The organism is Bradyrhizobium sp. Ken64, assembly GCF_055807555.1.
In genome coordinates, this window is sequence record NZ_JBVVPA010000002.1 from 371,865 (window position 1) to 395,485 (window position 23,621).

19 protein-coding genes are annotated in these 23,621 nt (G+C 64.6%); 8 read left to right on the forward strand and 11 right to left on the reverse strand.

The window, feature by feature from the left end:
- The first annotated feature begins 152 nt into the window (after positions 1-152).
- Complete coding sequence (locus tag AC0L2F_RS04880; RefSeq protein WP_473247670.1) at positions 153-3,629, forward strand: indolepyruvate ferredoxin oxidoreductase family protein; 3,477 nt, start codon at positions 153-155, stop codon at positions 3,627-3,629.
- A 140-nt stretch (positions 3,630-3,769) separates the two neighbouring features.
- On the opposite strand, the gene AC0L2F_RS04885 is transcribed toward AC0L2F_RS04880, so the two are convergent.
- The 4 genes from AC0L2F_RS04885 to AC0L2F_RS04900 all read right to left on the reverse strand — a co-directional run bounded on the left by AC0L2F_RS04885 (position 3,770) and on the right by AC0L2F_RS04900 (position 8,911).
- Entirely contained in the window at positions 3,770-5,494 is a 1,725-nt protein-coding gene (locus AC0L2F_RS04885; protein WP_473247671.1) for an FAD-dependent oxidoreductase, read from the reverse strand.
- A gap of 59 nt (positions 5,495-5,553) precedes the next feature.
- Positions 5,554-6,573, reverse strand: a complete 1,020-nt coding sequence (locus AC0L2F_RS04890; protein ID WP_473247672.1) for a S1C family serine protease — start codon at positions 6,571-6,573, stop codon at positions 5,554-5,556.
- 91 nt (positions 6,574-6,664) lie between these two features.
- Positions 6,665-7,114, reverse strand: a complete 450-nt coding sequence (locus tag AC0L2F_RS04895; protein ID WP_473247673.1) for a hypothetical protein — start codon at positions 7,112-7,114, stop codon at positions 6,665-6,667.
- Positions 7,115-7,312: 198 nt separating this feature from the next.
- Positions 7,313-8,911: a GMC family oxidoreductase gene (locus AC0L2F_RS04900; RefSeq protein WP_473247674.1), complete on the reverse strand. Its 1,599-nt coding sequence runs from the start codon at positions 8,909-8,911 to the stop codon at positions 7,313-7,315.
- A gap of 196 nt (positions 8,912-9,107) precedes the next feature.
- Here AC0L2F_RS04900 and AC0L2F_RS04905 point away from each other — a divergent pair, with 196 nt between their 5' ends.
- Complete coding sequence (locus AC0L2F_RS04905; protein WP_473247675.1) at positions 9,108-9,896, forward strand: thermonuclease family protein; 789 nt, start codon at positions 9,108-9,110, stop codon at positions 9,894-9,896.
- A gap of 219 nt (positions 9,897-10,115) precedes the next feature.
- Here the strand turns inward: AC0L2F_RS04905 and cyoD are convergent, their stop codons facing one another.
- Genes cyoD through AC0L2F_RS04925 form a run of 4 tightly spaced genes read right to left on the reverse strand, consistent with a single transcriptional unit; the run spans position 10,116 to position 13,966 of the window.
- A complete protein-coding gene (cyoD, locus tag AC0L2F_RS04910) occupies positions 10,116-10,505 on the reverse strand; it encodes a cytochrome o ubiquinol oxidase subunit IV (protein WP_007607599.1) in 390 nt (129 codons plus the stop codon).
- Entirely contained in the window at positions 10,502-11,143 is a 642-nt protein-coding gene (locus tag AC0L2F_RS04915) for a cytochrome (ubi)quinol oxidase subunit III (protein ID WP_473247676.1), read from the reverse strand. The genes cyoD and AC0L2F_RS04915 overlap by 4 nt, the downstream gene beginning before the upstream one ends.
- Positions 11,143-13,143 (reverse strand): cytochrome o ubiquinol oxidase subunit I, encoded by a 2,001-nt coding sequence (gene cyoB, locus AC0L2F_RS04920; RefSeq protein WP_473247805.1) that lies wholly within the window; start codon positions 13,141-13,143, stop codon positions 11,143-11,145. Before cyoB ends, AC0L2F_RS04915 begins: the two co-directional genes overlap by 1 nt.
- The gene (locus AC0L2F_RS04925) at positions 13,133-13,966 is read right to left on the reverse strand and encodes a cytochrome ubiquinol oxidase subunit II family protein (protein ID WP_473247677.1); all 834 of its coding nucleotides are present in this window, start codon (positions 13,964-13,966) and stop codon (positions 13,133-13,135) included. The genes cyoB and AC0L2F_RS04925 overlap by 11 nt, the downstream gene beginning before the upstream one ends.
- 460 nt (positions 13,967-14,426) lie before the next feature.
- Here AC0L2F_RS04925 and AC0L2F_RS04930 point away from each other — a divergent pair, with 460 nt between their 5' ends.
- Both AC0L2F_RS04930 and AC0L2F_RS04935 read left to right on the forward strand, forming a co-directional pair.
- On the forward strand, positions 14,427-14,981 hold the full coding sequence (locus AC0L2F_RS04930; RefSeq protein WP_035974910.1) for a carboxymuconolactone decarboxylase family protein: 555 nt from the start codon (positions 14,427-14,429) through the stop codon (positions 14,979-14,981).
- 1 nt (position 14,982) lies between these two features.
- Positions 14,983-15,783, forward strand: coding sequence for an SDR family NAD(P)-dependent oxidoreductase (locus AC0L2F_RS04935; protein WP_473247678.1), 801 nt, complete (start codon positions 14,983-14,985; stop codon positions 15,781-15,783).
- A 100-nt stretch (positions 15,784-15,883) separates the two neighbouring features.
- Here AC0L2F_RS04935 and AC0L2F_RS04940 read toward each other — a convergent pair whose 3' ends face one another.
- Positions 15,884-17,224: a PQQ-dependent sugar dehydrogenase gene (locus tag AC0L2F_RS04940; RefSeq protein WP_473247679.1), complete on the reverse strand. Its 1,341-nt coding sequence runs from the start codon at positions 17,222-17,224 to the stop codon at positions 15,884-15,886.
- 233 nt (positions 17,225-17,457) lie between these two features.
- Between AC0L2F_RS04940 and AC0L2F_RS04945 the strand changes: the two genes are divergently transcribed.
- Both AC0L2F_RS04945 and AC0L2F_RS04950 read left to right on the forward strand, forming a co-directional pair.
- Positions 17,458-18,648, forward strand: a complete 1,191-nt coding sequence (locus AC0L2F_RS04945; protein WP_473247680.1) for a urate hydroxylase PuuD — start codon at positions 17,458-17,460, stop codon at positions 18,646-18,648.
- A gap of 145 nt (positions 18,649-18,793) precedes the next feature.
- Positions 18,794-19,651: a VOC family protein gene (locus tag AC0L2F_RS04950; protein WP_473247681.1), complete on the forward strand. Its 858-nt coding sequence runs from the start codon at positions 18,794-18,796 to the stop codon at positions 19,649-19,651.
- 75 nt (positions 19,652-19,726) lie between these two features.
- Here AC0L2F_RS04950 and AC0L2F_RS04955 read toward each other — a convergent pair whose 3' ends face one another.
- Entirely contained in the window at positions 19,727-20,761 is a 1,035-nt protein-coding gene (locus AC0L2F_RS04955) for a L,D-transpeptidase family protein (RefSeq protein ID WP_473247682.1), read from the reverse strand.
- Between the two features lie 183 nt (positions 20,762-20,944).
- Between AC0L2F_RS04955 and AC0L2F_RS04960 the strand changes: the two genes are divergently transcribed.
- Both AC0L2F_RS04960 and AC0L2F_RS04965 read left to right on the forward strand, forming a co-directional pair.
- Positions 20,945-21,901 carry a lytic transglycosylase domain-containing protein gene (locus AC0L2F_RS04960; RefSeq protein ID WP_473247683.1) on the forward strand — a complete coding sequence of 319 codons (957 nt, stop codon included), beginning with the start codon at positions 20,945-20,947 and terminating at the stop codon, positions 21,899-21,901.
- Between the two features lie 104 nt (positions 21,902-22,005).
- The gene (locus AC0L2F_RS04965) at positions 22,006-22,491 is read left to right on the forward strand and encodes an NUDIX hydrolase (RefSeq protein ID WP_473247684.1); all 486 of its coding nucleotides are present in this window, start codon (positions 22,006-22,008) and stop codon (positions 22,489-22,491) included.
- Here the strand turns inward: AC0L2F_RS04965 and AC0L2F_RS04970 are convergent.
- Entirely contained in the window at positions 22,478-23,452 is a 975-nt protein-coding gene (locus AC0L2F_RS04970) for a Bug family tripartite tricarboxylate transporter substrate binding protein (protein ID WP_473247685.1), read from the reverse strand. The two genes, AC0L2F_RS04965 and AC0L2F_RS04970, sit on opposite strands and share 14 nt — an antisense overlap.
- Positions 23,453-23,621: the final 169 nt, after the last annotated feature.

The window sequence follows — 23,621 nt, forward strand, 5'->3', positions numbered from 1 at the left end:
AGCAAGCCATGACTAGCAGGAGCGCCACGGATGCGGCCAGCGATATTGACTTCGCCTGTGCATGCCCTTGACTGTCACAATTCGCGTCGCGCAGCCGCTCCTTCCTCCCGCAGCGCAAACCCCAGGTCAAACAAGAAACGAGGACTTCCGAGATGACGCTGATGCAGGTCGAGCTGGACGACAAATACCGGCTCGAATCGAAGCGGATCTTCCTGTCCGGCACGCAGGCGCTGGTCCGGCTGCCCATGTTGCAGCGCGAACGCGACCGGCTTCAGGGCCTCAACACCGGCGGCTTCATCTCGGGCTATCGCGGTTCCCCGCTCGGCATGTACGACCACGCACTGTGGCGGGCGAAGTCGCACCTCCAGCAGCACGACATTGCCTTCGTCCCCGGGCTCAACGAGGACCTCGCGGCGACCGCGGTCTGGGGCAGCCAGCAGGTCGGCCTGTTTCCCGGTGCCAAGGTCGATGGCGTGTTCGGCATCTGGTACGGCAAGGGGCCCGGCGTCGATCGCTCGGTCGATGCGCTCAAGCATGCGAATGCCGCCGGCACCTCGCTCAATGGCGGCGTGCTCGCGCTTGCCGGCGACGACCACGGCTGCCAGTCCTCGACACTGGCGCACCAGAGCGAACAGGTGTTCGCGGCGGCGCTGATCCCCGTCATCAACCCGGCGACGCTCCAGGATTATCTCGATCTCGGCCTCTACGGTTTTGCGCTGTCGCGCTTCTCCGGCTGCTGGGTCGGCTTCAAGGCGATCAGCGAAACCGTGGAGAGTTCGGCCTCGATCTTTAGCGACCCCGAACGCATCCAGATCAAGCTCCCCGACGATTTCGAGATGCCGCCCGGCGGCCTCAACATCCGCTGGCCCGACCCGCCGCTCGACGCCGAGAAGCGCCTGTTCGGCCCGAAGATGGCGGCGGTACAGGCCTTTGCGCGCGCCAACCAGCTCGACCGCATCGTGCTCGACTCCAGGCCGGCACGGCTCGGCATCGTCGCGACCGGCAAGGCTTATCTGGATCTGCGGCAGGCGCTGGCCGATTTGGGCATTACCGACAAGGACGCGCAGGACCTTGGCTTGCGCATCTACAAGGTCGCGATGACCTGGCCGCTGGAAGAAAGCGGGGCCAAGCGCTTCGCCGAAGGACTTCAGGACGTGCTGGTCGTCGAGGAGAAGCGCGGCTTCATCGAAGACCAGCTGATGCGCATCCTCTACAATATCGATGCATCGAGGCGCCCGACCGTGACGGGAAAACGCGACGAGCGCGGCGCGCCGCTATTGCCGAGCGAGGGCGAGCTGACGCCGACCATCGTTGCATCCGCCCTGGTTGCGCGGCTGCGCAAGCTCGGGCATCACAGTCCGGTGCTTGAGCAGCGCCTCGCCCGGCTCGAGGCCTTCGACAATCCCGCCACCACCAGCACGCCGATCAAGCTCGCGCGCACGCCGTTCTTCTGCTCGGGCTGCCCGCACAACACCTCGACGCGCGTGCCGGAGGGCAGCCGCGCCATGGCCGGCATCGGCTGTCACGGCATGGCCCTGAGCATGCCGACGCGCCGCACCGATCTGATCTCGCATATGGGCGCCGAGGGCGTGAACTGGATCGGGCAAGCGCCCTTCACCACCGAGCAGCACATTTTCCAGAACCTCGGCGACGGCACCTACACCCATTCCGGACTGCTCGCCCTTCGCGCGGCATCGGCCGCCGGCATCAGCATCACCTACAAGATCCTCTACAATGACGCCGTCGCGATGACCGGCGGCCAGCCGGCCGAGGGCGGCTTCAACGTCGCCCAGATCGCGCATCAGGTCTGGGCCGAGGGCGTCAAGCGCCTCGCGATCGTGTCGGACGATCCGGGCAAGTATCCAAACGGCAATTACTTCCCGCAAGGCGCAACCATCCATCACCGCCGCGAGCTCGACGCCGTGCAGCGCGAGCTGCGCGACATCAAGGGCCTTACGGTCATCGTCTACGACCAGACCTGCGCCGCGGAAAAGCGCCGCCGCCGCAAGCGCGGGCTCTATCCGGATCCCGCCAAGCGCGCTTTCATCAACGAGCGGGTCTGCGAAGGCTGCGGCGATTGCTCGCAAGCCTCGAACTGCGTCTCGGTGCAGCCGCTGGAGACCGAGTTCGGCCGCAAGCGCCAGATCGACCAGTCGAACTGCAACAAGGACTTCTCCTGCGTCGAGGGCTTTTGCCCGAGCTTCGTCACCGTGCATGGCGGCATGCTCAAGCGGATCAAGACCTCGGCAGTGGACTCAGGCCAGCTGTTTGCCGACCTGCCGCTGCCGCCTGCCCGCGAGCTGGATGCCCCCTACAATATCCTCGTCACGGGCATCGGCGGCACCGGTGTCATCACCATCGGCGCGCTGCTCGGCATGGCCGCCCATGTCGACGGCCGCGGCTGCTCGGCGCTGGATTTCACCGGCCTGTCGCAGAAGAACGGCGCGGTGATGAGCCATGTGCGCATCGCCGCGAAGCCGGAAGACATCTCCGCGGTCCGGATCACCACGGGCGGCGCCGATGTCATCCTCGGCTGCGACATGATCGTCTCGGCAGGTCCCTCCGCGCTCAGCCGCGCCGAGCGCGGAACGACGAGAGCGTATATCAACGCCGACCTGCAGCCGACCGCGAGCTTCGTGCAAAACCCCGACCTCGATTTTGAGATGGGAACGATGCAGACGGTGCTGCGCGACGCGATCGGCGACAAGAACCTCGACATCATCGACGCGACCGGCATTGCCTCGGCGCTGATGGGCGATTCGATTGCGACAAATCCCTTCATGCTCGGCTTCGCCTTCCAGAAGGGCGCGATCCCGCTGTCGCTGGAAGCGCTGCTCCGCGCCATCGAGATCAACGGCGCCGCGATCGAGATGAACAAGCTCGCCTTCACCTGGGGACGCCTCGCCGCCCACGACATGTCGCGAGTGCGTAGCGTGCTGCAGTTCAGGAGCCGGGCCTCCGCGCCGACGAAGTCGCTCGACGACATCATCGCGACCCGCGCGGAGTTTTTGACCGGCTATCAGGACAAGGCCTACGCCGACCGCTACCTCGCCGCCATCGCCAAGGTGCGCAAGGCGGAAACGGCCGCCTCGCCCGCGTCCACGGAGTTGGCCGAGGCTATCGCGAAGAACCTGTTCAAGCTGATGTCCTACAAGGACGAGTACGAGGTCGCACGGCTCTATACCGACGGCAGCTTTGCCAAGAAGGTCTCGGAGAAATTCGACGGCGACTTCAAGCTGAAGTTCTATCTGGCCCCGCCGATCTTCGCGCAGCGCGACAAGACCACCGGACATCTCCAGAAGAAGGAATTCGGCGGCTGGATGATCCATGCCTTCCGCGTACTGGCCAAGCTGAAATTCCTGCGCGGCGGCGCGTTCGATCCGTTCGGCCGCACCGAGGAGCGCCGGACCGAGCGGAAGCTGATCGCGGATTATCTCGGCATGATCGATCAGCGGATCGCCGGCCTGAAAGCGGAGCAGATCCCGCTGCTGACGAGGCTCGCGCGGCTGCCGGAGACGATCCGCGGCTTCGGGCATATCAAGGAAGCCAACATCAAGCTGGCGGCGGCCGAGAAGGCGCGGCTGGAAGCGGAACTGGAGAACAGCCGCTTTGCGGCGGCTGCGGAGTAGCGGAAGACTGGCGCTACATTCTCGGTGTCATCGCCCGCGAAGGCGGGCGATCCAGTACTCCGAGGCGGTTGTGATTAGTCCGATGGGCTGCGGCGTACTGAATCCCCCGCCTTCGCGGGGCATGACAGCGGTGGGGATGGTTAGACTGAGGCTGCGGCCGTGCCCATCGCGGCCACACTCCCCTCCGCCAGATGCCTTGCCGCGATGTACCCGAACGTAAGCGCCGGTCCCAGCGCGATCCCTGGCCCCGGACAATTGCCGTTCATGATCGAGCCCATATCGTTGCCGCAGGCGTAAAGCCCCGCGACCGGCGTGCCGTCCTCACGCAACACGCGCGCCTGGGCATCCACCTTCAAGCCGATCGCCGTGCCGAGATCGGCGGGATAGATCCGCATCGCAAAGAACGGCGCGCAGAGGATGGGTGCGACGCAGGGGTTCGGCTTGTGGCTGATATCACCAAGGTGTCGCTGATAGATGCTACTGCCGCGACCGAATTCCGGGTCACGCCCGTCCTCCGCATCGGAATTGTAGTTGGCGATGGTCGCCACGAGTGTCGACGGCTTGATGCCGATCTTCGCTGCGAGCTGCGCGATATCAGCAGCCTCGACCAACTCGCCGCTCGCCGCATAGCGCCTGCTATTGCGCGTGAACGGCTGGATGCGGCCGAGGCCATAGCGCCAGAGGAACTGACGATCGCAGATCAGATAGAACGGCCGGTCCGATTCGCCGTCGCCGTCGCGCAGCATGGCGAGCATGAATTCGTGGTGCGACAGCGCCTCGTTGACGAAGCGCCGGCCGGCCGCATTGACCGCGATCACGCCGGGCTTGGCGCGGTCGGTCACAATGTGCGGGAAAACACCACGGCTTCCATCCGGGCGCCGGAACAGCGAGGCCGGCACCCAATAGGCCGGGCTTGTCGCATCCGTATTGAGCGCTGCCCCGGTTGCGGTCGCGAGGCGGATCCCGTCGCCCGTAGCGGACGTGTGGGCCGCCGAGATGAATCCGGCTGTGGGCGGGAAGAAGCGTTTGCGCAAGGTTGCGTCGTGCGAAAAGCCGCCGGTTGCGAGCACCACACCGCGCCGCGCGGCGATCAGGCGATCGCGCGAGCCATGACGGATGACCACGCCGCCGACGCGCTCGCCCTGCATCGACAAATCCTCGACGTCGGCGCTGAAGAGGATCTCGACCTGCCGCGCCAGCAGCGAGGCATACAGCCGTGCGGCGAGCGCGTTGCCGAGATGCAGCGCCGTGCCACGCGGGCTGCGCAGCCGCTGCCATGCATACTCCGAAACCAGCCGCGCCGCGCGAAGAGTCGAGCTTAGCGATTTTCCGGCCCGGCGCAGATGCGGGATGTCGAGGCGGTTGACCATCATCCCGCCGAACAGCGTGAACTCCGGCAGCGGCGCGCGCAGCCGCGCGAAATGCGCGCCAAGCCGCGTGCCGTCGAAGACGACCGGCTCAAGCACGCGCCCGCCCGGCGTCGCGCCTAATCGCTCCGGATAATAGTCCGGACAGGCTTCCACCGGTTGGAGGCGCACTTGCGTGTTGGCTTCGAGATAGGCGACCGCCTCTGGTCCGCGCGCGAGGAAAGCGGCGCGCAGGCCCGCATTGGCAGGCTCGGGCACCGTGTTCGACAAATATCGCACGGCATCGGTGACGCTATCGGAGAGCCCCGCCTCTTTCATTTTGGCATTGGCGGGAATCCAGATCATGCCGTCGGACCATGCGGTCGTGCCGCCGACGAAAGCGGTCTTCTCGATCACCAGCACGCGCAGGCCCTCGGCGGCGGCGACGGCCGCGGCCGTCATGCCACCGGCGCCCGCGCCGACGACGATGACATCGTAGGTCTCATGCGCCGGCATCATGCGGCGGGGTTCCCGAAGCGAGGCATGACACCGTCATACCCCGCCTGGGCGCCCTCACGCTAGCGGGCCGGCTTGCGCTCGACCGGGTCGATATCGATCGCCCGCAGGCGGCCGAGCCGCAGCACGTCCATGGCCAAGCGGCGGCCGATCCGGTCGCGGTCGAGCACGCGGATCAGATCGTCGACGCCGTTGATCTCGACGCCGTCGAGGCCGATCACGACATCGCCGGACAACAGGCCCGCCTTCGCCGCCGGCCCGTCCGGCTCGATCTGCGCCAGCAGCGCGCCCATCTTGTTCTCGACACCGGCCAACACCGCGTGCCGGCGCGGGATCGGCGCGGTCTGGCCGGCCACGCCGATATAGGCGCGACGGACATAGCCGTGGCGGATGATCTCCGACAGCACGAACTGCGCGGTGTTGCTGGCGACCGCAAAGCAGATCCCTTGCGCGCCATTGATGATCGCGGTGTTGATGCCGATCACCTCGGCATTCGACGACACCAGCGGCCCGCCGGAATTGCCGGGGTTGAGCGCAGCATCGGTCTGGATCACGTCCTCGATGGTGCGGCCACTGACCGAGCGGATCGAGCGCCCGAGCGCCGAGACCACGCCGGCAGTGACGGTCGATTCAAAGCCGAGCGGATTGCCGATCGCGATCACGAGCTGGCCTCGCCGCAAGGTCTTGGAGTTGCCGAGCGCCGCGTAGGGCAAGTCACGCACCCCGTTGGCGCGCAGCAGCGCAAGGTCGGTGTCGGGATCGACGCCGAGCACCCGGGCGTCGCCGACATGGCCCTCGACGTCGCGCAGCCGGATCTCCTTCGACGAGCCGACCACGTGGCTGTTGGTGAGCACGAGCCCGTCCGGCGAGATCACGATGCCCGAGCCGAGCCCGCCGCGCTCGCGGCCGTTCGGCACCTTCGGTCCCGTCTCGACGCGGACGACGGCCGGACCGACACGGTCGGTCACGTCGATCACGGCATTGGAATAGGCGTCCAGCAGGGCCCGGTCATTGTCCGGGATAGCCGCCGCCGCTCGCGATGACGGTGCGTCATCGACGATGTCTGAAGTAAAATCCAACATGGCAAGAGTCCTTGAGGCTCACACAGATGGTGGCCTGCTCCGTGAGGCGCAAGGGACCCGTCCGGGGCGCAAGGCTGGACTGCCCAGGTGGCTAGGGCGCCCGTCGCAGCGTGCCGCCCCTCGCCTTGACCGGCTCCAGCAGCGACCAGTCACCATCCGGCAGCACATGGCCCTTGGGAAAAGGTGCGCGCGGCTCGAGCCCGAGCGAGCCCAGCACGCGGTCGTCGCGGTAGTAGCATTGCAGTACCACGCGAACGAGCGTGTCCCCAGCCGCACCGCCGGAACCGCGAAGCTCCTGCGCCACCACATCGCGCCTGGCAGCATCGAGCTCCGCGAGCGGTTGGCCGGCTAGCCGCGCCAGATGGTCGAGCGCCGCCACCACCAATTTGCTGTCCCGTCCCAGCGTCGCCAGCATGTCAGCCTGGATCGCGGGATCGTCGGCGCCGGGCACCTTGTACTCGTCGCTGGCGGGAACGATCATCGCGGCGATGGTGCGGAGGTCGTCGCGCTGTCGCGGCGTGAGGGGGAGTTGATCAGCCATTATGTCCTCTCGTTAGAACTTTACAGCCGCGGTGACGGTGCGCTCCCTCCCCCGCTTGCGGGGGAGGGTCGGGGAGAGGGTGCCTCCGCAGAGAGACTCCCTCAGAGGAGAGAACCCTCACCCGGCACTTCGTGCCGACCTCTCCCGCAAGCGGGAGAGGTGCACCGAACGCGCGGTCAGGTTTGAACATAATCATTCTCAATCGAAGAGGTTGGAGAGGCGCTGCTTCATCTGGTCGGCGATGTAGAGCGCGAGGGCCTGGATGGTGGACGTCGGGTTGACCCCGCCCGAGGTGACGAAGATGCTGCCGTCAACGATGAAGAGGTTTTTCACGTCGTGCGAGCGGCCCCATTCGTTGACGACGGAGCGTTCGGGGTCGGTGCCCATCCGTGCTGTCCCGAGCAGGTGCCAGCCGCCCCACGGGATCGGCGAGTTGACACAGATGTCGCTCGCTCCGGCGGTTTCGAGAATCTCCCGCCCGCGCGCCAGCGCATGCTCCATCATCTTCCGGCTGTTCTCGCTGATCGTGTAGTCGATCCTCGGCGCGGGAATGCCGTGGCTGTCCTTCAAGAGCGGATCGAGCGTGACCTGGTTATGCTCCTCCGGCAGGTCCTCGCAGATCGCGGAAAATCCGAGCCTGTGGCCGTTGAGCTTGCGGAAGACGCGGTGATGATCGGCGCCCCACGGCAGAATGCCCTTCTGCTCGCTGACGACAGCCTCGAACACCGGTCCGGCGCCGCGCACGAACTGAACGCCGTAGCCGCGCACGAAGCCCCGCGACGGGTCGGTGTCGTACCACTCCTTGCTCCACAGGCAGGTCGGCGGCGCGCGATTGCTGTCGGTCGGCTCCTTCACATAACCGTAGATCTGCGCATAGGGATGGAACATCAGGTTCTTGCCGACGAGGCCAGACGAATTGGCAAGCCCGTTCGGAAAGCGGTTCGACGCCGAGTTCAAAAGCAGCCGCGGCGTGCCGACGCCGTTGCAGGCGATGATGACGACATGCGCCGGCTGGAATTGCTCGACGCCGTCCTTGTCGTAATAGACCACACCGGTGGCCATGCCGTTCTCGTCGGTGGTGATCTCGCGCACCCGGCAGTGCGTCCGCAGTTCGACGCCGGCGCGGATTGCGTGCGGCCAATAGGTGATGTCGGTCGAGGATTTTGCGCCTTGCGCGCAGGCCGGCGTGCAATGGCCGAGATTGATGCAGCGCGCGCGGCCCTCGTAGTCCATGGTCGCGACCGTCGTATCCGACGGCCACCAGTGCCAGCCGAGCTTGTTCATGGCCTTGCCGATGATGGCGCCGGACAATCCGAGCGGCTGTTGCGGCATCGGCGGATGCGTCAGCGGCGAGAGCGGGTCGCCCGACAGGCCGGACGTGCCCATCATCCGGTCGTTCTCTTCGAAGAACGGGGTCAGCGCGTCGTAGTCGATCGGCCAGTCGTCGGCGACGCCGTCGAGCGTCCTCACCTTGAAATCGGAGGGATGCAAACGCGGCCAGTGCGCGGTGTACATCACTGTCGAGCCGCCGACTGCATTGTAGTTGACGACCTTGATCGGCGAATTGTCGTCGTTGATCGGATAGTCCTCGGGCCGACCGCGGACGTTGGGGCTGGACGACCACTCGCCGTAGAACTTGGCCTCCCAGTCCCGGCCCGTGCTGGGATATTCCGCCGGGTTCATCCAGCCGCCCTGCTCCAGGCAGAGAATGTGCATTTTGGTCTCGGCCAGCGACCACGCGACCGCCGCGCCTGAAGCGCCGGCGCCGATGATCAGGACGTCCACGGGGTCTTTCATCGCGAAATTTTCCTCCCTTCGCCGCTTCCCGGGCGATTCGGCCTCCGCTCCGCAAGGCCGGCGAACGATAGGATCAGAGCGACGGCCGAGTAAAGCCACGGGGCCGGAATGTCGCACTTCGCGGGGCGCAGACCATTGGTATCGCCACATCCGGATGCTAGGAACAAGGCGCACGAGCCATCGATAGCGAGACCTTATGTCCTTCCGAAAATCCTTTGCCAGCGCCCGCGCTTTTGCGCTCGTTTCCTTTATTGCCCTGTCCGGATTTCTGGGCACCTCCGGCCCCGCCTCCGCGCTGACCGCCGCCGCGACAGTCCGCGACGGCAACGCCATCCAGCTCGGCGACGTCACCTACCGCCTCGACGGCGTCGACGCGCCGGAGCTGGACCAGGTCTGCATCGACGATCACGCCGATCCCTGGACCTGCGGCATCGAGGCCCGCGACCAGCTCGCCAGGTTGATCGGCAAGCGATCCGTGCGTTGCGACGATGTCGGACCTGAAAAGAGCTTCGGCAAACGGCACCGCGCGATCTGCACGGCCGAAGGCGACAAGACCAGCTTGAACGAGCAGCTGGTCAAGCTGGGCTTTGCCATCGCCCGCGAGCCGGTCAAGGCGAACGTCAAGTCGGCCGCGGCCGACGCGAAATCAACCTCGGCCGGAATTTGGAAGGGCTGCTTTGTTGCACCGCAAGAATTCCGCACCGGCAAGAAGGACGGCGCGCTCCTGGGCGCCGCCTGCCGCGCCGACCGCGACAAGGAGATTCGCGCGGCGTTGTTCCCCGAAAATCTGACGATGCCACCGAGCTGTGGCATCAAGGGCAAGCTTGCGGTGCGCGCGCGCGTGACCGGCAATATCGGCATCTACCATTTACGCGGCTGCCCGAGCTACCCCGCGACGACCAAGCCGGACCGCTGGTTCTGCTCGGAGGAGGACGCCCAGGCCGCGGGCTTCCGCAAGGCCTACAACTGCCGGCGGCCGAAATAACCAAGCCCATCACGCAGCCGTGAGCGCTAGCCGGAGACAGTATTCATCCGGAATTGAACTCTATCGGGAGTTGCTGCATTTGTAAGCGTATGCAAGCGCTTTGCGCGAGCGTTTCCTTGGCGGCAATCCGGCTCCGGCCCGATTGCTTTGCTCGGGCGTTTCCTCCCTAGACTTGGGCCGCTTGTCACAACAAGCGGCTCTTCTTTTTTTCACAATGCGCTAGTGGCGCATCGGCACGATCTGATCCATGGCCGGCATGTTCGCATTCAGATGCGCCATGATCCAGACGGTGCCACCGACCACCAGGAACACGACCAGCAGCCCGAACGCGAGCGCCAGCACGTTGTTGGTGTTGTCGGGGCCGGTGGTGATGTGCAGAAAGAACACGAGGTGCACGCCCATCTGCGCGATCGCCAGCACGATCAGCGCGACGGGAATGGAGGGCTGCCAGACCAGATCGGTGCCCGCGATGAAGAACGAGGTCGCCGTGAGCAGCAGTGCAAGCACGAGGCCGACCACATAGCCGAGGACGCGCGTGCCGACACTGTGTTGCTCCTCATCGCCCGGCGCAAGGTCATGACCGGCCGGCATGTGCGTCTGATCGCTCATAGGCCACTCCCAAGCAAATAGACGACGGAGAAGACTCCGACCCAGACGATGTCGAGCGCATGCCAGAACAACGCAAAGCACATCGTCCGTCGCAGCACGTCGGCACGAAAACCCTTCGCAGAGACCTGGGCCATCATGGTGAGGAGCCACAATATGCCGGCCGAGACGTGGAGGCCGTGGCAGCCGACGAGGGAGAAGAACGCGGTCAGGAACGCGCTGCGCGATGGGCCATCGCCTCGCGCGACGAGATCGGCGAACTCGCGAAACTCAATGACCAGAAAGATGAGGCCGAGCAAACAGGTCACGGCCATCCCGAGATAGAACCAGAACCGATTGCGCACATCGGCGGCGATGCTGGCCATGCCGCAGGTGAAGCTCGACAGCAGCAGGCAGACCGTCTCGATCGCAACGTTTCGCTGATCGAATATCTCCGAACCCTTCGGGCCGCCGGCGGTCTGGTCGGCCAGCACCGCATAGGCCGCGAAGAAGCAGGAGAACATCACGATGTCGGAGAGCAGGAAGATCCAGAAGCCATAGGCGGTCACGATGCGCTTCGGCGCTGGGCCGGGATGCTCGATGACGAGCCCGATGTGATGCGGATCGGCGTGTGCACGGCCGGCGGTTGCGGTCATTGACATCAGACTGTCCCCGCCATGCTGACAAGACTGCGCCGCTCCTCGAGATTGACACGGTCTATTGCAGCGACTTCGTCGGCCGGAATGACGTATTCGTCATGGTCACGCCAGGCGAACACGACGAAGGTCGCGAACGCTCCGATGCCGCCCAAAATCACCATCCACCAGATGTGCCAGATCAGCGCAAAGCCCATGACCGTGGCGAAGAACGCGCAGACGAAGCCGGTCGGCGAATTCCTGGGCATCTCGATGTCATGATACTCGGGCGCATCATGATCGAGCGATTGCTGCTGGCCACGTGTCTTAATGTCCCAGTAGGCATCCTCGCCGCGCACATCGGGATTGAAAGCGAAGTTGAAAACCGGTGGCGGCGACGACGTCGCCCATTCCAGCGAACGGCCGTCCCAGGGATCGCCAGTGCGATCGCGCAGGGCCTCGCGGTTGCGGATGCTGACCACGATCTGCATGATCTGACAGATCACGCCGATCGTCAGCACGGCCATACCGACGGCTGCAACCAGCATCCAGGGCCGCCACGCCGCGACGTCGTAGTGCTGCATGCGCCGCGTCATTCCGAGCATGCCGGCGACGTAGAGCGGGATGAAGGTGACGTAAAAGCCGAGGAAAGTGAACCAGAACGCGAGCTTGCCCCACCTGTCGTCGAGGCGAAAGCCGAACGCCTTCGGGAACCAGTACTCGAAGCCGGCGAAGGCGCCGAACAACACGCCGCCGATGATGACGTTGTGGAAGTGAGCGACCAGGAACATACTGTTGTGGAGGATGAAATCGGCCGGCGGCACCGCGACCAGCACGCCCGTCAATCCGCCGATGATGAAGGTGACCATGAAGCCTATCGACCACAGCATCGGCGTCTCGAAGCGGATGCGGCCGCCATACATCGTGAACAGCCAGTTGTAGATCTTCACCCCGGTCGGTATCGCGATGATCATGCTGGCGATGCCGAAGATGGCGTTGACGTCGGGGCCCGCGCCCATCGTGAAGAAGTGATGCAGCCAGACCATGAAGGAGATGACGCAGATCGCCATCGTCGCCAGCACCATCGAGCGATAGCCGAACAGCGCCTTGCCCGAGAAGGTCGAGACCACCTCGGAGAAGATGCCGAAGGCCGGCAGCACCAGGATGTAGACCTCGGGATGCCCCCAGGCCCAGATCAGGTTCATGAACATCATGACATTGCCGCCGGCCTCGTTGGTGAAGAAGTGAAAGCCGAGATAGCGGTCGAGCAGCAGCATCGCGAGGGTCGCGGTCAGAATTGGGAACGCCGCGACGATGAGGAGGTTCGAGGCCAGCGTGGTCCAGCAGAACATCGGCATGCGCAGATAGTTCATGCCCTTGGTGCGCAGCTTCAGCACCGTCGTCACGAGATTGATGCCAGCCACCAGCGTGCCGACGCCGGAGATCTGCAGCGACCACGCGTAATAGTCGACGCCGACGCCGGGCGAGTAGGACAGTTCCGACAGCGGCGGAAACGCGAGCCAACCGGTGCGGGCGAACTCGCCTATCACGAGCGAAAGATTGACCAGCAGTGCACCGGTCGCGGTCAGCCAGAAGCCGACCGAATTGAGCGTCGGGAAAGCGACATCTCGTACGCCAAGCTGGAGCGGCACGATGAGATTCATCAGCCCGATGACGAACGGCATCGCCACGAAGAAGATCATGATGGTGCCGTGCGCGGAGAATATCTGGTTGTAGTGCTCCGGCGGCAGATAGCCTTGTGACTGGTAGGCAACCGCCTGCTGGATCCGCATCATGATGGCGTCGCTGCCGCCGCGCAGCAGCATCACCGAGGCCAGCAGGATATACATCACGCCGATGCGCTTGTGGTCGACGCTGGTGATCCATTCGTGCCAGAGATAGGGCAGATGCCCCTTCACCACGACCCAGGCCAGCACGGCGAGAATCCCGACCAGCACCACCGCGCCTGCGATCAGGGGGATCGGCTGATCGAACGGAATGGCCGACCAATCGAGCTTACCGAGCATCATGGCCTCCACTGTGCGACCGGCCTGCTTCGGATGCGAGCTCTGGGCCCGGTCCCGGCGGAATGTGCTGGGTCGCGATCAGGTCGAACAGCCGGGGATCGTCGAGCCTGTAGGTCGGCCTGCCCTTTTCGATGCCCTGCTGCATCAACTTCTTGTAGCTGTCCTCATTGAGGACGGCACCGCTCTTCGCCGTGGTCGCGACCCAGTCCGGAAAGGCGAGCGGAGAGATCACGTTGACCTCGAACATCATGTCCGGAAAGCCGTCGCCGGAGAAATGCGCCGACAGTCCCTGGAGCTTGCCTTCGTTGTCGGCGCGCAGGTTCAGCTTCGTCACCATGCCGTTCATGGTGTAGATCATGCTGCCGAGCTGCGGGATGAAGAACACGTTCATCACGCTCGACGACGTCAGCTGGAAATTCAGTTCGGCGCCGGCCGGCACCGTCAGGGTGTTGACGGTGGCGATGCGCTGGTCCGGATAGATGAAGAGCCATTTCCAGTCGAGCGAGACGGCCTGGATGCGCACCGGGCTGCCGGTGCCGGGCACGGGTGCCGCGGGATCGAGCTGGTGCGAGCCGATCCAGGCCACGCCGCCGAGCAGGATCACGGTGAGCGCGGGGATCGCCCACACCACCATTTCCACCCGCCCCGAATAGACGAACTCCGGTTGAAAGCGCGCCTTTGGATTGGATGCGCGAAACCAGAACGCAAAGGCCAAAATCGCGAAAATGGTCGGCACCACGATCGCGAGCATGATGAAGACGGAATCGACCAGGATGGTGCTGTTGGCCGCAGCCACAGGCCCTTGTGGATCGAGCAGATTCATCGGCAAGCCACTGGCGGTTGGGAAGCCCCGGGACAGAGCCTAGCGCGGGAAAGGCTCCGCAACAAACGCGATCGCGCGAGGTCGGTTCCTAACGGCGCGGGGCGATCGTTCGCCCTTCTCGCGCGGCGGCATGCAATTCCATGCGATGTCAATGACATGAAAGCGGGAGCCCGGCCCTTCTCGCCGCTCGGGGCGATTGCTAGACTGCACGAAAATGTTTGGGGTGAAACGATATGCAGGGGCCCGAGGACGATCCCGGTCTCGCCGGCAAGGTGGCGCTGGTCAGCGGCCGCGGCGCTGCGGGCGACGGCATTGGCAATGGCCGCGCCGCCGCAATTCTACTGGCTCGCGCCGGCGCCAAAGTGCTGGTGGCCGATCGCGACCTCAAGCTCGCCGAACGTCACGCGACAAGCGCCCGAACGCGAGTCACAAGAACACTAGCAAGGAAGGAAACACAGGGATGGCCCGCCTGCCCTATCTCGAGGCCGACCAGGTCGCGCCCGAATATCGCGACATGCTCAAGCGCAACACCAATCTGCACAAGCTGCTGGTCAATTCGCCGGAGATGGCGCGTGCCTTTAACGGCATCGGCGGCTACATTCGCTTCAAGAGCAAGCTCGATCCACGGCTGCGGGAGCTTGCGATCCTCCAGGTCGGCTGGATGGAGAAATCGGAATACGAATTCACTCACCATGTGAAGATCGGCAAGGAATTCGGCGTCACCGATGATGATATCGCCGGCCTGATTGCCGAGACCGACGGCGAGCCCTCGACGCTCGAGCCACAGGCGAAGGCGATCCTGAAAGGTGCCCGCGAGATGGTACGCGAGCTCGCGATGTCGGACGCAACCTTTGCAGAGATCAGGCAGCATCTCTCGGACGAGCACATGGTCGACCTCGTGCTGACCATCGCCTTCTATTGCGGCGTGGTGCGCGTGCTCGCCACCATGAAGATCGACAACGAGCCGTATTACAAAGAGGTACTCCAGCAGTACCCGATCCCGGGAGTGAACTGACATGCGCTTGAAGGACAAGGTTGCGATCGTCGTGGGCGCCGGCCAGAGCCCCGGCGAAGGCATGGGCAATGGCCGCGCCACTGCTCTGACCTTCGCGCGCGAGGGCGCCAAGGTGCTCTGCGTCGATCATCATCTGGAATCGGCGCAGGAGACCGCCGCCATGATCGCGGCGAACCATGGGACCGCCGCGGCGTTCAAGGCCGACGTCACAAAGTCCGCTGACATCAAGGCGATGGTCGCGGAGGCGCAGGCGCGCTGGGGCCGGATCGACGTGCTGCACAACAATGTCGGCGTCAGCCTGTCCGGCGGCGACGCCGAGCTGCTGCAAATTACCGAGGAGGCCTTCGACCGCGTCGTCGCCATCAATCTGAAGAGCTGCATTCTGGCGGCGAAAGAGGTGATCCCGATCATGCGCGTGCAGAACAGCGGCGTGATCATCAACATCTCCTCGATGGCGGCCATCACCACCTACCCTTACGTCGCCTACAAGGCGACGAAGTCGGCGATGATCGCCTTCACCGAACAGCTCGCCTACCAGAACGCGGAATACGGCATCCGCGCCAACGTCATCCTGCCGGGCCTGATGAACACGCCGATGGCGGTCGACACCCGCGCCCGCGAATGGCACAAGACCCGCGCCGAAGTCGAAGCCGAACGCGACAGCAAGGTGCCGCTGCGCAGGAAGATGGGCACAGGCTGGGACGTCGCGAATGCCGCGCTGTTCCTGGCCTCGGACGAGGCGAATTTCATCACCGGTGTGACCTTGCCGGTGGATGGCGGAGCGAGTGTGAGACGGGGGTAGGCACCGCAAGCACGCTGCTCTTCCTTCTCCCTTGCGGCCCTCACCCGTCTCGCCGCTGCGCGGCGAGCCACCCTCTCCCGCAAGGGGCGAGGGTACACCTTCATCGCGGCACGCTTGTCACCCGCCAGATCGTCCCGTTGCCATCCTCCGACACCAGCAGCGATCCATCCTTCGCCACGGCCACACCAACCGGCCGCCCCCACACCTCGGTGTCGCTCACCACGAATCCCGTAACGAAATCCTCGTACTCACCGGTCGGCTTGCCGTCCTTCATTCGGATTCGGATCACCTTGTAGCCGGTGCGCTTCGACCGGTTCCAGGAGCCGTGCTCGGCCGCGAAAGCATCGCCCCGATACTCGGACGGAAACTGCGTGCCCTGATAGAAGGTCATGCCGAGCGAGGCCGAGTGCGGCTGCACCAGCACATCAGGCACCGTCACCTTGTCCTTGAGGTCCGGCCGCGCGCCGGCGTGGCGCGGGTCTTCATTGCCGCCGATATAGAACCACGGCCAGCCATAGAAGGCGCCTTCCTTCACGCTGGTGACGTAATCAGGCACGAGATCGTCGCCGAGCCCGTCGCGTTCGTTGGTCGAGCACCAGGGCAGCCCGGTCTGCGGCTGGACCGCGAGCCCGACACAGTTGCGGATTCCGGTGGCGTATATCTTCCGCTCCTTCCCCTCGGGGGTAAAGGCGAGCACGGTGGCGCGCTCGGTCTCGCTGGCCCAGGCCGCACCGAGCGGTTGCGCTTTCGACCAGGCTTCCACGCCACCCGGCGCCGTGCCCATGCCCTCGGCGACATTGCTGAGCGAGCCGACCGATACCAGCATGCGCTTGTTGTCGGGCGTGAACACGATGTCGCGGGTGGAATGACCGCCGTCATGCGGCAGGCTCGCCACGATCGTCTCCGCCTTGCCGCGCGCCTTGAGATCGCCGGCCTGATAGGGAAAGCGGACGACGCTGTCGGTGTTGGCAACGTAGACCCATTGCGGATTGTCGCCGTTTGGGAAGAAGGCGATGCCGAACGGCTGCCGCAGTCCGGCAGCGAACACCTCGTTGGTCGCGACCTTGCCGCCGTCGCCGGCGCGCAACACGCGGATGTTGCCCGCGCGCGTCTCGGCGACGAAAACATCGCCGTTCGGCGCCACGCGCACGATGCGCGGGGCGCGCAGACCCTCGGCGAACAGCTCGATCTTGAAGCCGGCCGGCACCTGAAGCGCCCCCTCCGGCGGGCGCGGCACCACGCGCGACGAACTCGCAACCGACCGGGTAGCGCCGGGCCTGACCAGATCCTGCGGCCGGATCAACCTGACCGTGCCGGGCTTGTCGGCCTTCCAATCGCCGTAGGCGTCCTTGCCCTGCAACAGCGCCTCAGCCTGGGCGCAGGTCGCGACCGCGACCAGCCACCCCGTGGACATCGCCACGAACGAAATCCTGTTCTTCACATCGTTCCTCCCGGCCGTTACCTCTGGCGCATCAACGCCGATCGACGCGCAAACGTTCTGCGACAGGTCAAATGCCTGCCGAATCCCACGTCAGCTCATGCCCGCACGATGTGCATCAGCCGCAGCCCATCGTACTGGAAAATGCGGCTGATCGGTGCGACACATTGTAAGGGCGGGGCCGCCGGTTGCGGTCATCAAGCTGCGGCATTGGTGTCGCATCTGTTGGGGTGGTCATGTGGGGATCCATCATATCGGAATGGGCGAGCCTGCTGCTCCGCTGGTTGCACGTGGTCGCCGCGATCGCCTGGATCGGCAGTTCCTTCTATTTCATCGCCCTCGACCTCAGCCTCAAGCCTGACAGCGATCTGCCGGACGGCGTGCAGGGCGAGGCCTGGCAGGTCCATGGCGGCGGCTTCTACCGGATCATGAAATACCTGGTCGCGCCCGCCCAGATGCCGGACGAACTGACCTGGTTCAAATGGGAGGCCTACACCACCTGGCTGTCCGGTTTCGCGCTGATGGTGGTGGTGTATTATCTTGAGGCCGATCTGTTCCTGGTCGACAAGTCGATCCTCGACCTCACGCCATTCCAGGCCGGCCTGTTCAGCCTCTGCAGCCTGGCGCTGGCATGGCTGCTCTATGAAGCCGCCTGCCGTACCGGGCTCGCGCAACGCGAGCTGCCCTTCGCAATCGGCGGCTATCTGTTCCTGGTCGCGTTGACCTATGCTTTCACCCACGTGTTGAGCGGCCGCGGCGCCTTCAATCAGATCGGGGCGATCATCGGCACCATCATGGTCGCCAACGTCTTCACGCTGATCATCCCGAACCAGAAGAAGATCGTAGCCGCCCTGCTCGCGGCACAGGCGCCCGATCCGAAGCTCGGCAAGACCAGCAAGGAGCGCTCGGTCCACAACAACTATCTGACGCTGCCTGTCGTCGTACTGATGATCAGCAACCACTATCCCCTGCTCTATGCCACCCGCTTCAACTGGATCATCGTCGCGATCATCCTAGGATTGGGACCGGTGATCCGTCATTTCTTCAACGAGGGTCATGCCGGACGCAAATCGCCGTGGTGGGTGTGGGGCATCGCAGCAGCCGGCGTGATCGCGATCCTCTTCCTCTCTGCGGCCGGCCCGCGCGAGGTCAAGACAAGCGCGCTGTCAGCGCAGCCGACGCTTGCCAACGTCGAGGAGATCGTGATGTCCCGCTGCAGCATGTGCCACGCCGCCGAGCCGGTCTGGGCCGGCATCGTCACCGCGCCGAAGGGCATCTTGCTCGACGCGCCCGAGCACATCCATCGCAACATCCGCCTGATCGGCCGCGTCGCTGCCTGGTCCAATGCGATGCCGCCGGGCAACATCACCGAAATGACCAGCGAGGAGCGCGCCATCCTCGCCGCCTATATCGAGCAGGCGCGCTGACGCCATCACCCGTCGATATCGGCTTTCGCGGAACGAAATTTCTGCATGTCCCGCCGATTTGAAAATGACTTGAACGCTTATCCGGCGTAGACAGAAGCAGTGGCCCGGCGCGGCCTCAAGTCAGTTTGCATGCGGGGAAAGAACAGTGGCCCTCAAGAACGTCATCGGTATCGACCACGCCGTGGTCATGGTTCAGGACCTCGACAAAGCCGCCGAGAACTACCGGCAGCTCGGCTTCACCATCTCGCCGCGCGGCACCCACAGCGCGCATATGGGCACCGGCAACTACACCATCATGTTCGACCCGGATTATATGGAGCTGCTTGGCGTGCTCGCCGCGACCGAGCACAACGCGCCGGCGCGTGCCTTCCTTGACAAGCGCGGCGAAGGCATCGAGCGCATTGCCTTTACCGCGGTCGATTCCACCGCCGGCGCGGAGGAAATCCGCGCGCGTGGCCTGGAGCCGATCGGCCCGACCGATTTCGAACGGCCCGTGACGCTGCCTGATGGCACGATCTCGGCGGCGAAATTCCGCACCTTCATGTGGCCGACCGCGGAGGCGCCCGGCGGCGTGCGCATCTTCGCCTGCCAGCACAAGACCCGCGAGACGGTGTGGATTCCCGAGCTGATGAAGCACGCCAATGCGGCCAAGCGGATCAAGCAGACATTGATCGCGACGCCCGAGCCCGCGAAGGACGCCGCGCATCTGGGACGGCTGATCGACCGCGAGCCGAAGGCTGAGGCCGACGGCGCAGTGACCGTGGCCTCCGGTGGCGGTCGTGCCGATTTCGTTTACTTGACGCTGGAGCAGCTCGGCAAACGCTATCCCGGCGTGCCGCTCGCGGGTCTTTCCGAACGCGGTGGCGCTGCCCTGGTGCTCGTGAGCGGCGATCTCGCGGCCACCGAGAAGGCGCTTGGCTCGGCAGCTGTGCGCAGCGGACCTGCGATCTGCGTGCCGCCGGCCAAGGCGAACGGCACCCTGCTCGCCTTTGTTGCCGGCTGATTTGAACTAATTCTTTAACAAGCTGTCGCCCGGCGATGCCGCCGAGATCGCGATGCGCAAGGACTTTCCCAAAGACTAGTTCGAGGCGCGCCTGCCGCCGGACTTCCCCTGCTGCCTCGACGAGGAGTCCGTCGGCGCATCCAGAAAGACCACCGGTGTGCCGCGCTTGACGTGTTCGCCCAGCGCGCGCACGTCCCAATTGGTCAGCCTGACGCAGCCATGCGACGCGGACTTGCTGACCCTGTCGGGCTCCGCCGTTCCGTGGATGCCGTAACCCTGTGCGGACAAGCCGATCCAGTATGCTCCCACCGGATTGTTCGGGCCCGGCTGAACATCGAACGGCTTTTTCGATCTGACGCTTCTGAACTTGTAGTCGGGGTTGTAGTGATAGACCGGATTCTCGTGCGTGCTGGTGATCTTGAGCGTACCGCTCGGCGTCGGACGATCCGGACTTCCGATTGACGCGGGATAGAAGGCGATCAGGGTGCCGCCCCCATCGAATGCTTTCAGCGTGCCGTTCTTCTTGTCGATGTCGAGCCGCGCAACATCTGGCAGCTCGCTTCGTGCAGAGACATTCGCAACGGTAATCGTCTCCCCAGCCTTGTCGAAGGACTTACCGGGATTGAGCGTCCGAAGCAGGTCTGCGCTCATGTGGAATTTCTCGGCAAGCCCTTCGAGCGGACTGGTGTAGCTCAGCGCCTTCAGCGGCTTCATGTCATCAAGCTTGCCGGGCAGCTCCTTCAGAAACGGGCCCTTCACATCGGAATCCGTGATCTTGTATTCGATGAGGACGGGGCCTTCGCTCGCTGCATTCAACTTGTCCCAAAGCTCCGGTGCGATCATTTTGTCGGATGCAACGCCGTTCTGCTCGGCGAATGCCTTCAGCGCCTTCTGCGCGTTCTCGCCGAGCTTGCCGTCGATCTCCCCGGGCGAGAACCGGGCACGATCGAGCAGAATCTGAAGCTTCACGATTGCGGCGTTGAGCTTGTCGCTAGCAGGTGGCTTGGCGGGACGCGCAGCATCGTTCACCGCTGCTGCATCGAGATTGCCCGCAAGCGCCGGAAAGATCACCGACAGCAAAATCACCGCGCCAAGCATCCACCGCATCATCTCGTTCGTCCCCAATTCGCCGTGCCCGCAAATTCGCGGAGAAAAGAGTTTCCCGGCGGGAACACCGTAGTAACACCGGCGGAACCGACGAGACCGCAGCTTTGCCGCAATCGCAGGGTTAAGAACTCCTTAGCGCCGGCGCACCGCTGGCCGTTCACCCACAGTTCGAGGTTGCTCCAGCAAATGCGATTTGTCGTCGCGGCTTGCGCCGCGTTCATGATTCTGATGTGCGACTTCGATCCGTCGGCGTCCCGCCAAACATCAGCTTTCGACCACACCGTTCTTCAAAACACTCAGGCCTCGCCACTTGTTCCCGTGGTCGAGCTGTTCCTCGCAAGCGTGCAGGCCCTCGAGCTCGCCAATGCGCGTGCGGCCTATGAGGAGACACCCGAGCCGCCCGATACGGTCGAACCCATCGCGCAGGCGCCGGCTTCGCCGACGGAGCGATTCTGCCACGCGCTTCGTGGCGCTGCCGAAGCCAGCGGCATTCCCGTGCCGTTCTTCGCGCGCCTGATCTGGCAGGAGAGCCGCTTCAAGTCGAACGAAGTCAGCCAGGCCGGCGCGCAAGGCGTCGCACAGTTCATGCCGGAAACCGCGGCGGAGGTCGGGCTGGATGATCCGTTCGATGCGATGAAGGCGCTGCCGGCGTCGGCCAAATTCCTGCGCAAGCTGCGCGACGATTTCGGCAATCTCGGCCTTGCCGCAGCCGCCTACAACGCAGGTCCCGGCCGGATCCAGAAATGGCTCGCCAAAGAGAGCGAGCTGCCGCGCGAGACACGCGACTATGTCCGCATCATCACCGGCACCAAGGCCGAGGACTGGACCGAACGCGCGGAAGCCCTCGCGATCCGGATCGATCTGCCGCGCGAAGCTCCCTGCGAGGGCATCGGCAGCCTCTCCAAGACCAAAGACGTCGCCTGGGTTCCGGTGAACCTGACGCCCTCGGTCACGACCATCATTCGCAAGGCGGAGCAACTGGCGGCACGGTTGACGGCCAGCCGCGCGCGCAAGCGCCTCGCGTCCCTGATCCGGAAGAGCACCCACGGCAAGGCACGCAGCATGATCGCCGCGCGCGCGGCGGGAAAGAGCGCCAAGGCCCGCGCCATCCGTTTTGCGGCGCGCGAACGATCTTCGGGCTGATACGAATCCGGAAGCCGCTCGATGGAGCGGCTTCCGGTGGTCCGCGATCAGTTGAAACGTTAGCTAATTGACCTACGCTATGCGCCGCCTGCACGGAACCAGCGATGCCATCGAAAAGCGCCGGGATCATTGCCTATCGGAAGCGCCTGGAGGTCGAGGTCCTGCTCGTTCATCCCGGAGGACCGTTCTGGCGCAACAAGGACCTCGGTGCATGGTCGATCCCGAAGGGCGAGTATGCGGACCGAGAAGACGCAGAGATCGCCGCGCGACGGGAGTTTGCGGAGGAGCTTGGACTTGAGCTGTCCACGCCGCTGACTTCGCTTGGTCAGGTCAAGCAGCGCGGCGGCAAGGTCGTCACCGCGTTCGCGGCCGAGTTCGACGACGATTTGCGCAGCATTCGCAGCAACACTTTCGAGATGGAATGGCCGCCACGCAGCGGCAAACGTCAGACCTTCCCGGAGGTCGATCGTGCAGAATGGTTCACGCTCGCAGAAGCGCACGAAAAGATCAACGCCGGACAGCGCCCGCTGCTCGAGCGGCTGGCGGAGGTGGTCGGCAGCACGCCAAGCAGACGCGCTACTCCGCCTTGATGTTCGCGGCCGCCACGACTTCGGCGAGCTCCCTGGTCTCCTTTGCGATCTTGGCCGCATAGTCGGCCGGACTCAGCACGCTGACGACGCCCTGCGTCTCCAGCCGCTCCCGTAACACCGGATCGTTGGCGGCGGCGACGATCTCCCGATGCAGCATCTCCAGCGTCGGCGCGGGCGTTGCTTTCGGCATGAAGAAGCCGACCCAGAACGAGATGTCGAAGCCGGGATAGCCGGCCTCCGCGACGGTCGGCACATCCGGCAGCGCCGGCAGCCGCTCGGCTGAGGACACCGCGAGCGCGCGCAGCTTGCCGGCCTTCACCAGCGGCACAGCGGACAAGGGATCGAACACCGCCAGGACCTCCTGCGCGAGGATGCCGACCTCGGACGCAGCACCGCCGCGATAGGGCACGTGGATCATCTTGACGCCGGCCTTCTGGCTGAGCAGCTCCATGGCGAGATGGGCGAGGTTGCCGTTGCCGCCCGAGCCGTAGGCAAGCGCGCCGGGCGCAGCCTTTGCCGCCGCGACGAGATCGGCGACGGTGTTGATATTGGCCGTCTTGGGATTCTCCGGATTGACCACGAGCACGAGCGGCGCGGACACGACGGTGGTGAGCGGCGCGAAGTCTTTTTCCGGGTCGTAGCGGATATCCCTGAACAGCGTCTTGTTGAGCGTGATGGTGGAGGAGTTGCAGGCTAGCATCGTGTAGCCGTCGCCTTCCGCACGCGCGACGCCTTCGGCGGCGATCATGCCGTTGGCGCCGGCGCGGTTCTCGACCACGAAGGCCTGTCCGAGCTTGTTGCTCAGCCGATCGGCAACGATGCGCGCGACGACGTCGACCGGGCCGCCCGCGCTGAAGCCGACCATGATCTTGACCGGCCGCACCGGATATTTTTGTGCGAAGGCCCCCGTCGTCGCGCACAATCCGGCGACGATCGCCAGCAGGCGAAGCGTTCGTTGCATTCGTTCTCTCCCCAGACGACTCAGGCCTCTTTTGCATGAGGCGGCGCATTCGCAGATCATGATGAGCGGACGCGCCGGATTTCGCAATCGCGTTTGCAGCCGGGCATTCCGTCGCGCGGCAGGTCGGAGCAGCTTCAAAACAAAAACGCAAAAGCAACCCCATGCACAG

What these genes read in the sequence shown, in the direction of transcription:
- AC0L2F_RS04945 (WP_473247680.1), top strand. Translation starts at nt 17,458, where the DNA reads ATGTGGGGATCCATCATATCGGAATGGGCGAGCCTGCTGCTCCGCTGG.
- AC0L2F_RS04890 (WP_473247672.1), bottom strand. Translation starts at nt 6,573, where the DNA reads ATGTTGGATTTTACTTCAGACATCGTCGATGACGCACCGTCATCGCGA.
- AC0L2F_RS04915 (WP_473247676.1), bottom strand. Translation starts at nt 11,143, where the DNA reads ATGTCAATGACCGCAACCGCCGGCCGTGCACACGCCGATCCGCATCAC.
- AC0L2F_RS04960 (WP_473247683.1), top strand. Translation starts at nt 20,945, where the DNA reads ATGCGATTTGTCGTCGCGGCTTGCGCCGCGTTCATGATTCTGATGTGC.
- AC0L2F_RS04935 (WP_473247678.1), top strand. Translation starts at nt 14,983, where the DNA reads ATGCGCTTGAAGGACAAGGTTGCGATCGTCGTGGGCGCCGGCCAGAGC.
- AC0L2F_RS04955 (WP_473247682.1), bottom strand. Translation starts at nt 20,761, where the DNA reads ATGATGCGGTGGATGCTTGGCGCGGTGATTTTGCTGTCGGTGATCTTT.
- AC0L2F_RS04930 (WP_035974910.1), top strand. Translation starts at nt 14,427, where the DNA reads ATGGCCCGCCTGCCCTATCTCGAGGCCGACCAGGTCGCGCCCGAATAT.
- AC0L2F_RS04880 (WP_473247670.1), top strand. Translation starts at nt 153, where the DNA reads ATGACGCTGATGCAGGTCGAGCTGGACGACAAATACCGGCTCGAATCG.
- AC0L2F_RS04965 (WP_473247684.1), top strand. Translation starts at nt 22,006, where the DNA reads ATGCCATCGAAAAGCGCCGGGATCATTGCCTATCGGAAGCGCCTGGAG.
- AC0L2F_RS04885 (WP_473247671.1), bottom strand. Translation starts at nt 5,494, where the DNA reads ATGATGCCGGCGCATGAGACCTACGATGTCATCGTCGTCGGCGCGGGC.
- AC0L2F_RS04905 (WP_473247675.1), top strand. Translation starts at nt 9,108, where the DNA reads ATGTCCTTCCGAAAATCCTTTGCCAGCGCCCGCGCTTTTGCGCTCGTT.
- AC0L2F_RS04925 (WP_473247677.1), bottom strand. Translation starts at nt 13,966, where the DNA reads ATGAATCTGCTCGATCCACAAGGGCCTGTGGCTGCGGCCAACAGCACC.
- AC0L2F_RS04895 (WP_473247673.1), bottom strand. Translation starts at nt 7,114, where the DNA reads ATGGCTGATCAACTCCCCCTCACGCCGCGACAGCGCGACGACCTCCGC.
- cyoB (WP_473247805.1), bottom strand. Translation starts at nt 13,143, where the DNA reads ATGCTCGGTAAGCTCGATTGGTCGGCCATTCCGTTCGATCAGCCGATC.
- AC0L2F_RS04900 (WP_473247674.1), bottom strand. Translation starts at nt 8,911, where the DNA reads ATGAAAGACCCCGTGGACGTCCTGATCATCGGCGCCGGCGCTTCAGGC.
- cyoD (WP_007607599.1), bottom strand. Translation starts at nt 10,505, where the DNA reads ATGAGCGATCAGACGCACATGCCGGCCGGTCATGACCTTGCGCCGGGC.
- AC0L2F_RS04970 (WP_473247685.1), bottom strand. Translation starts at nt 23,452, where the DNA reads ATGCAACGAACGCTTCGCCTGCTGGCGATCGTCGCCGGATTGTGCGCG.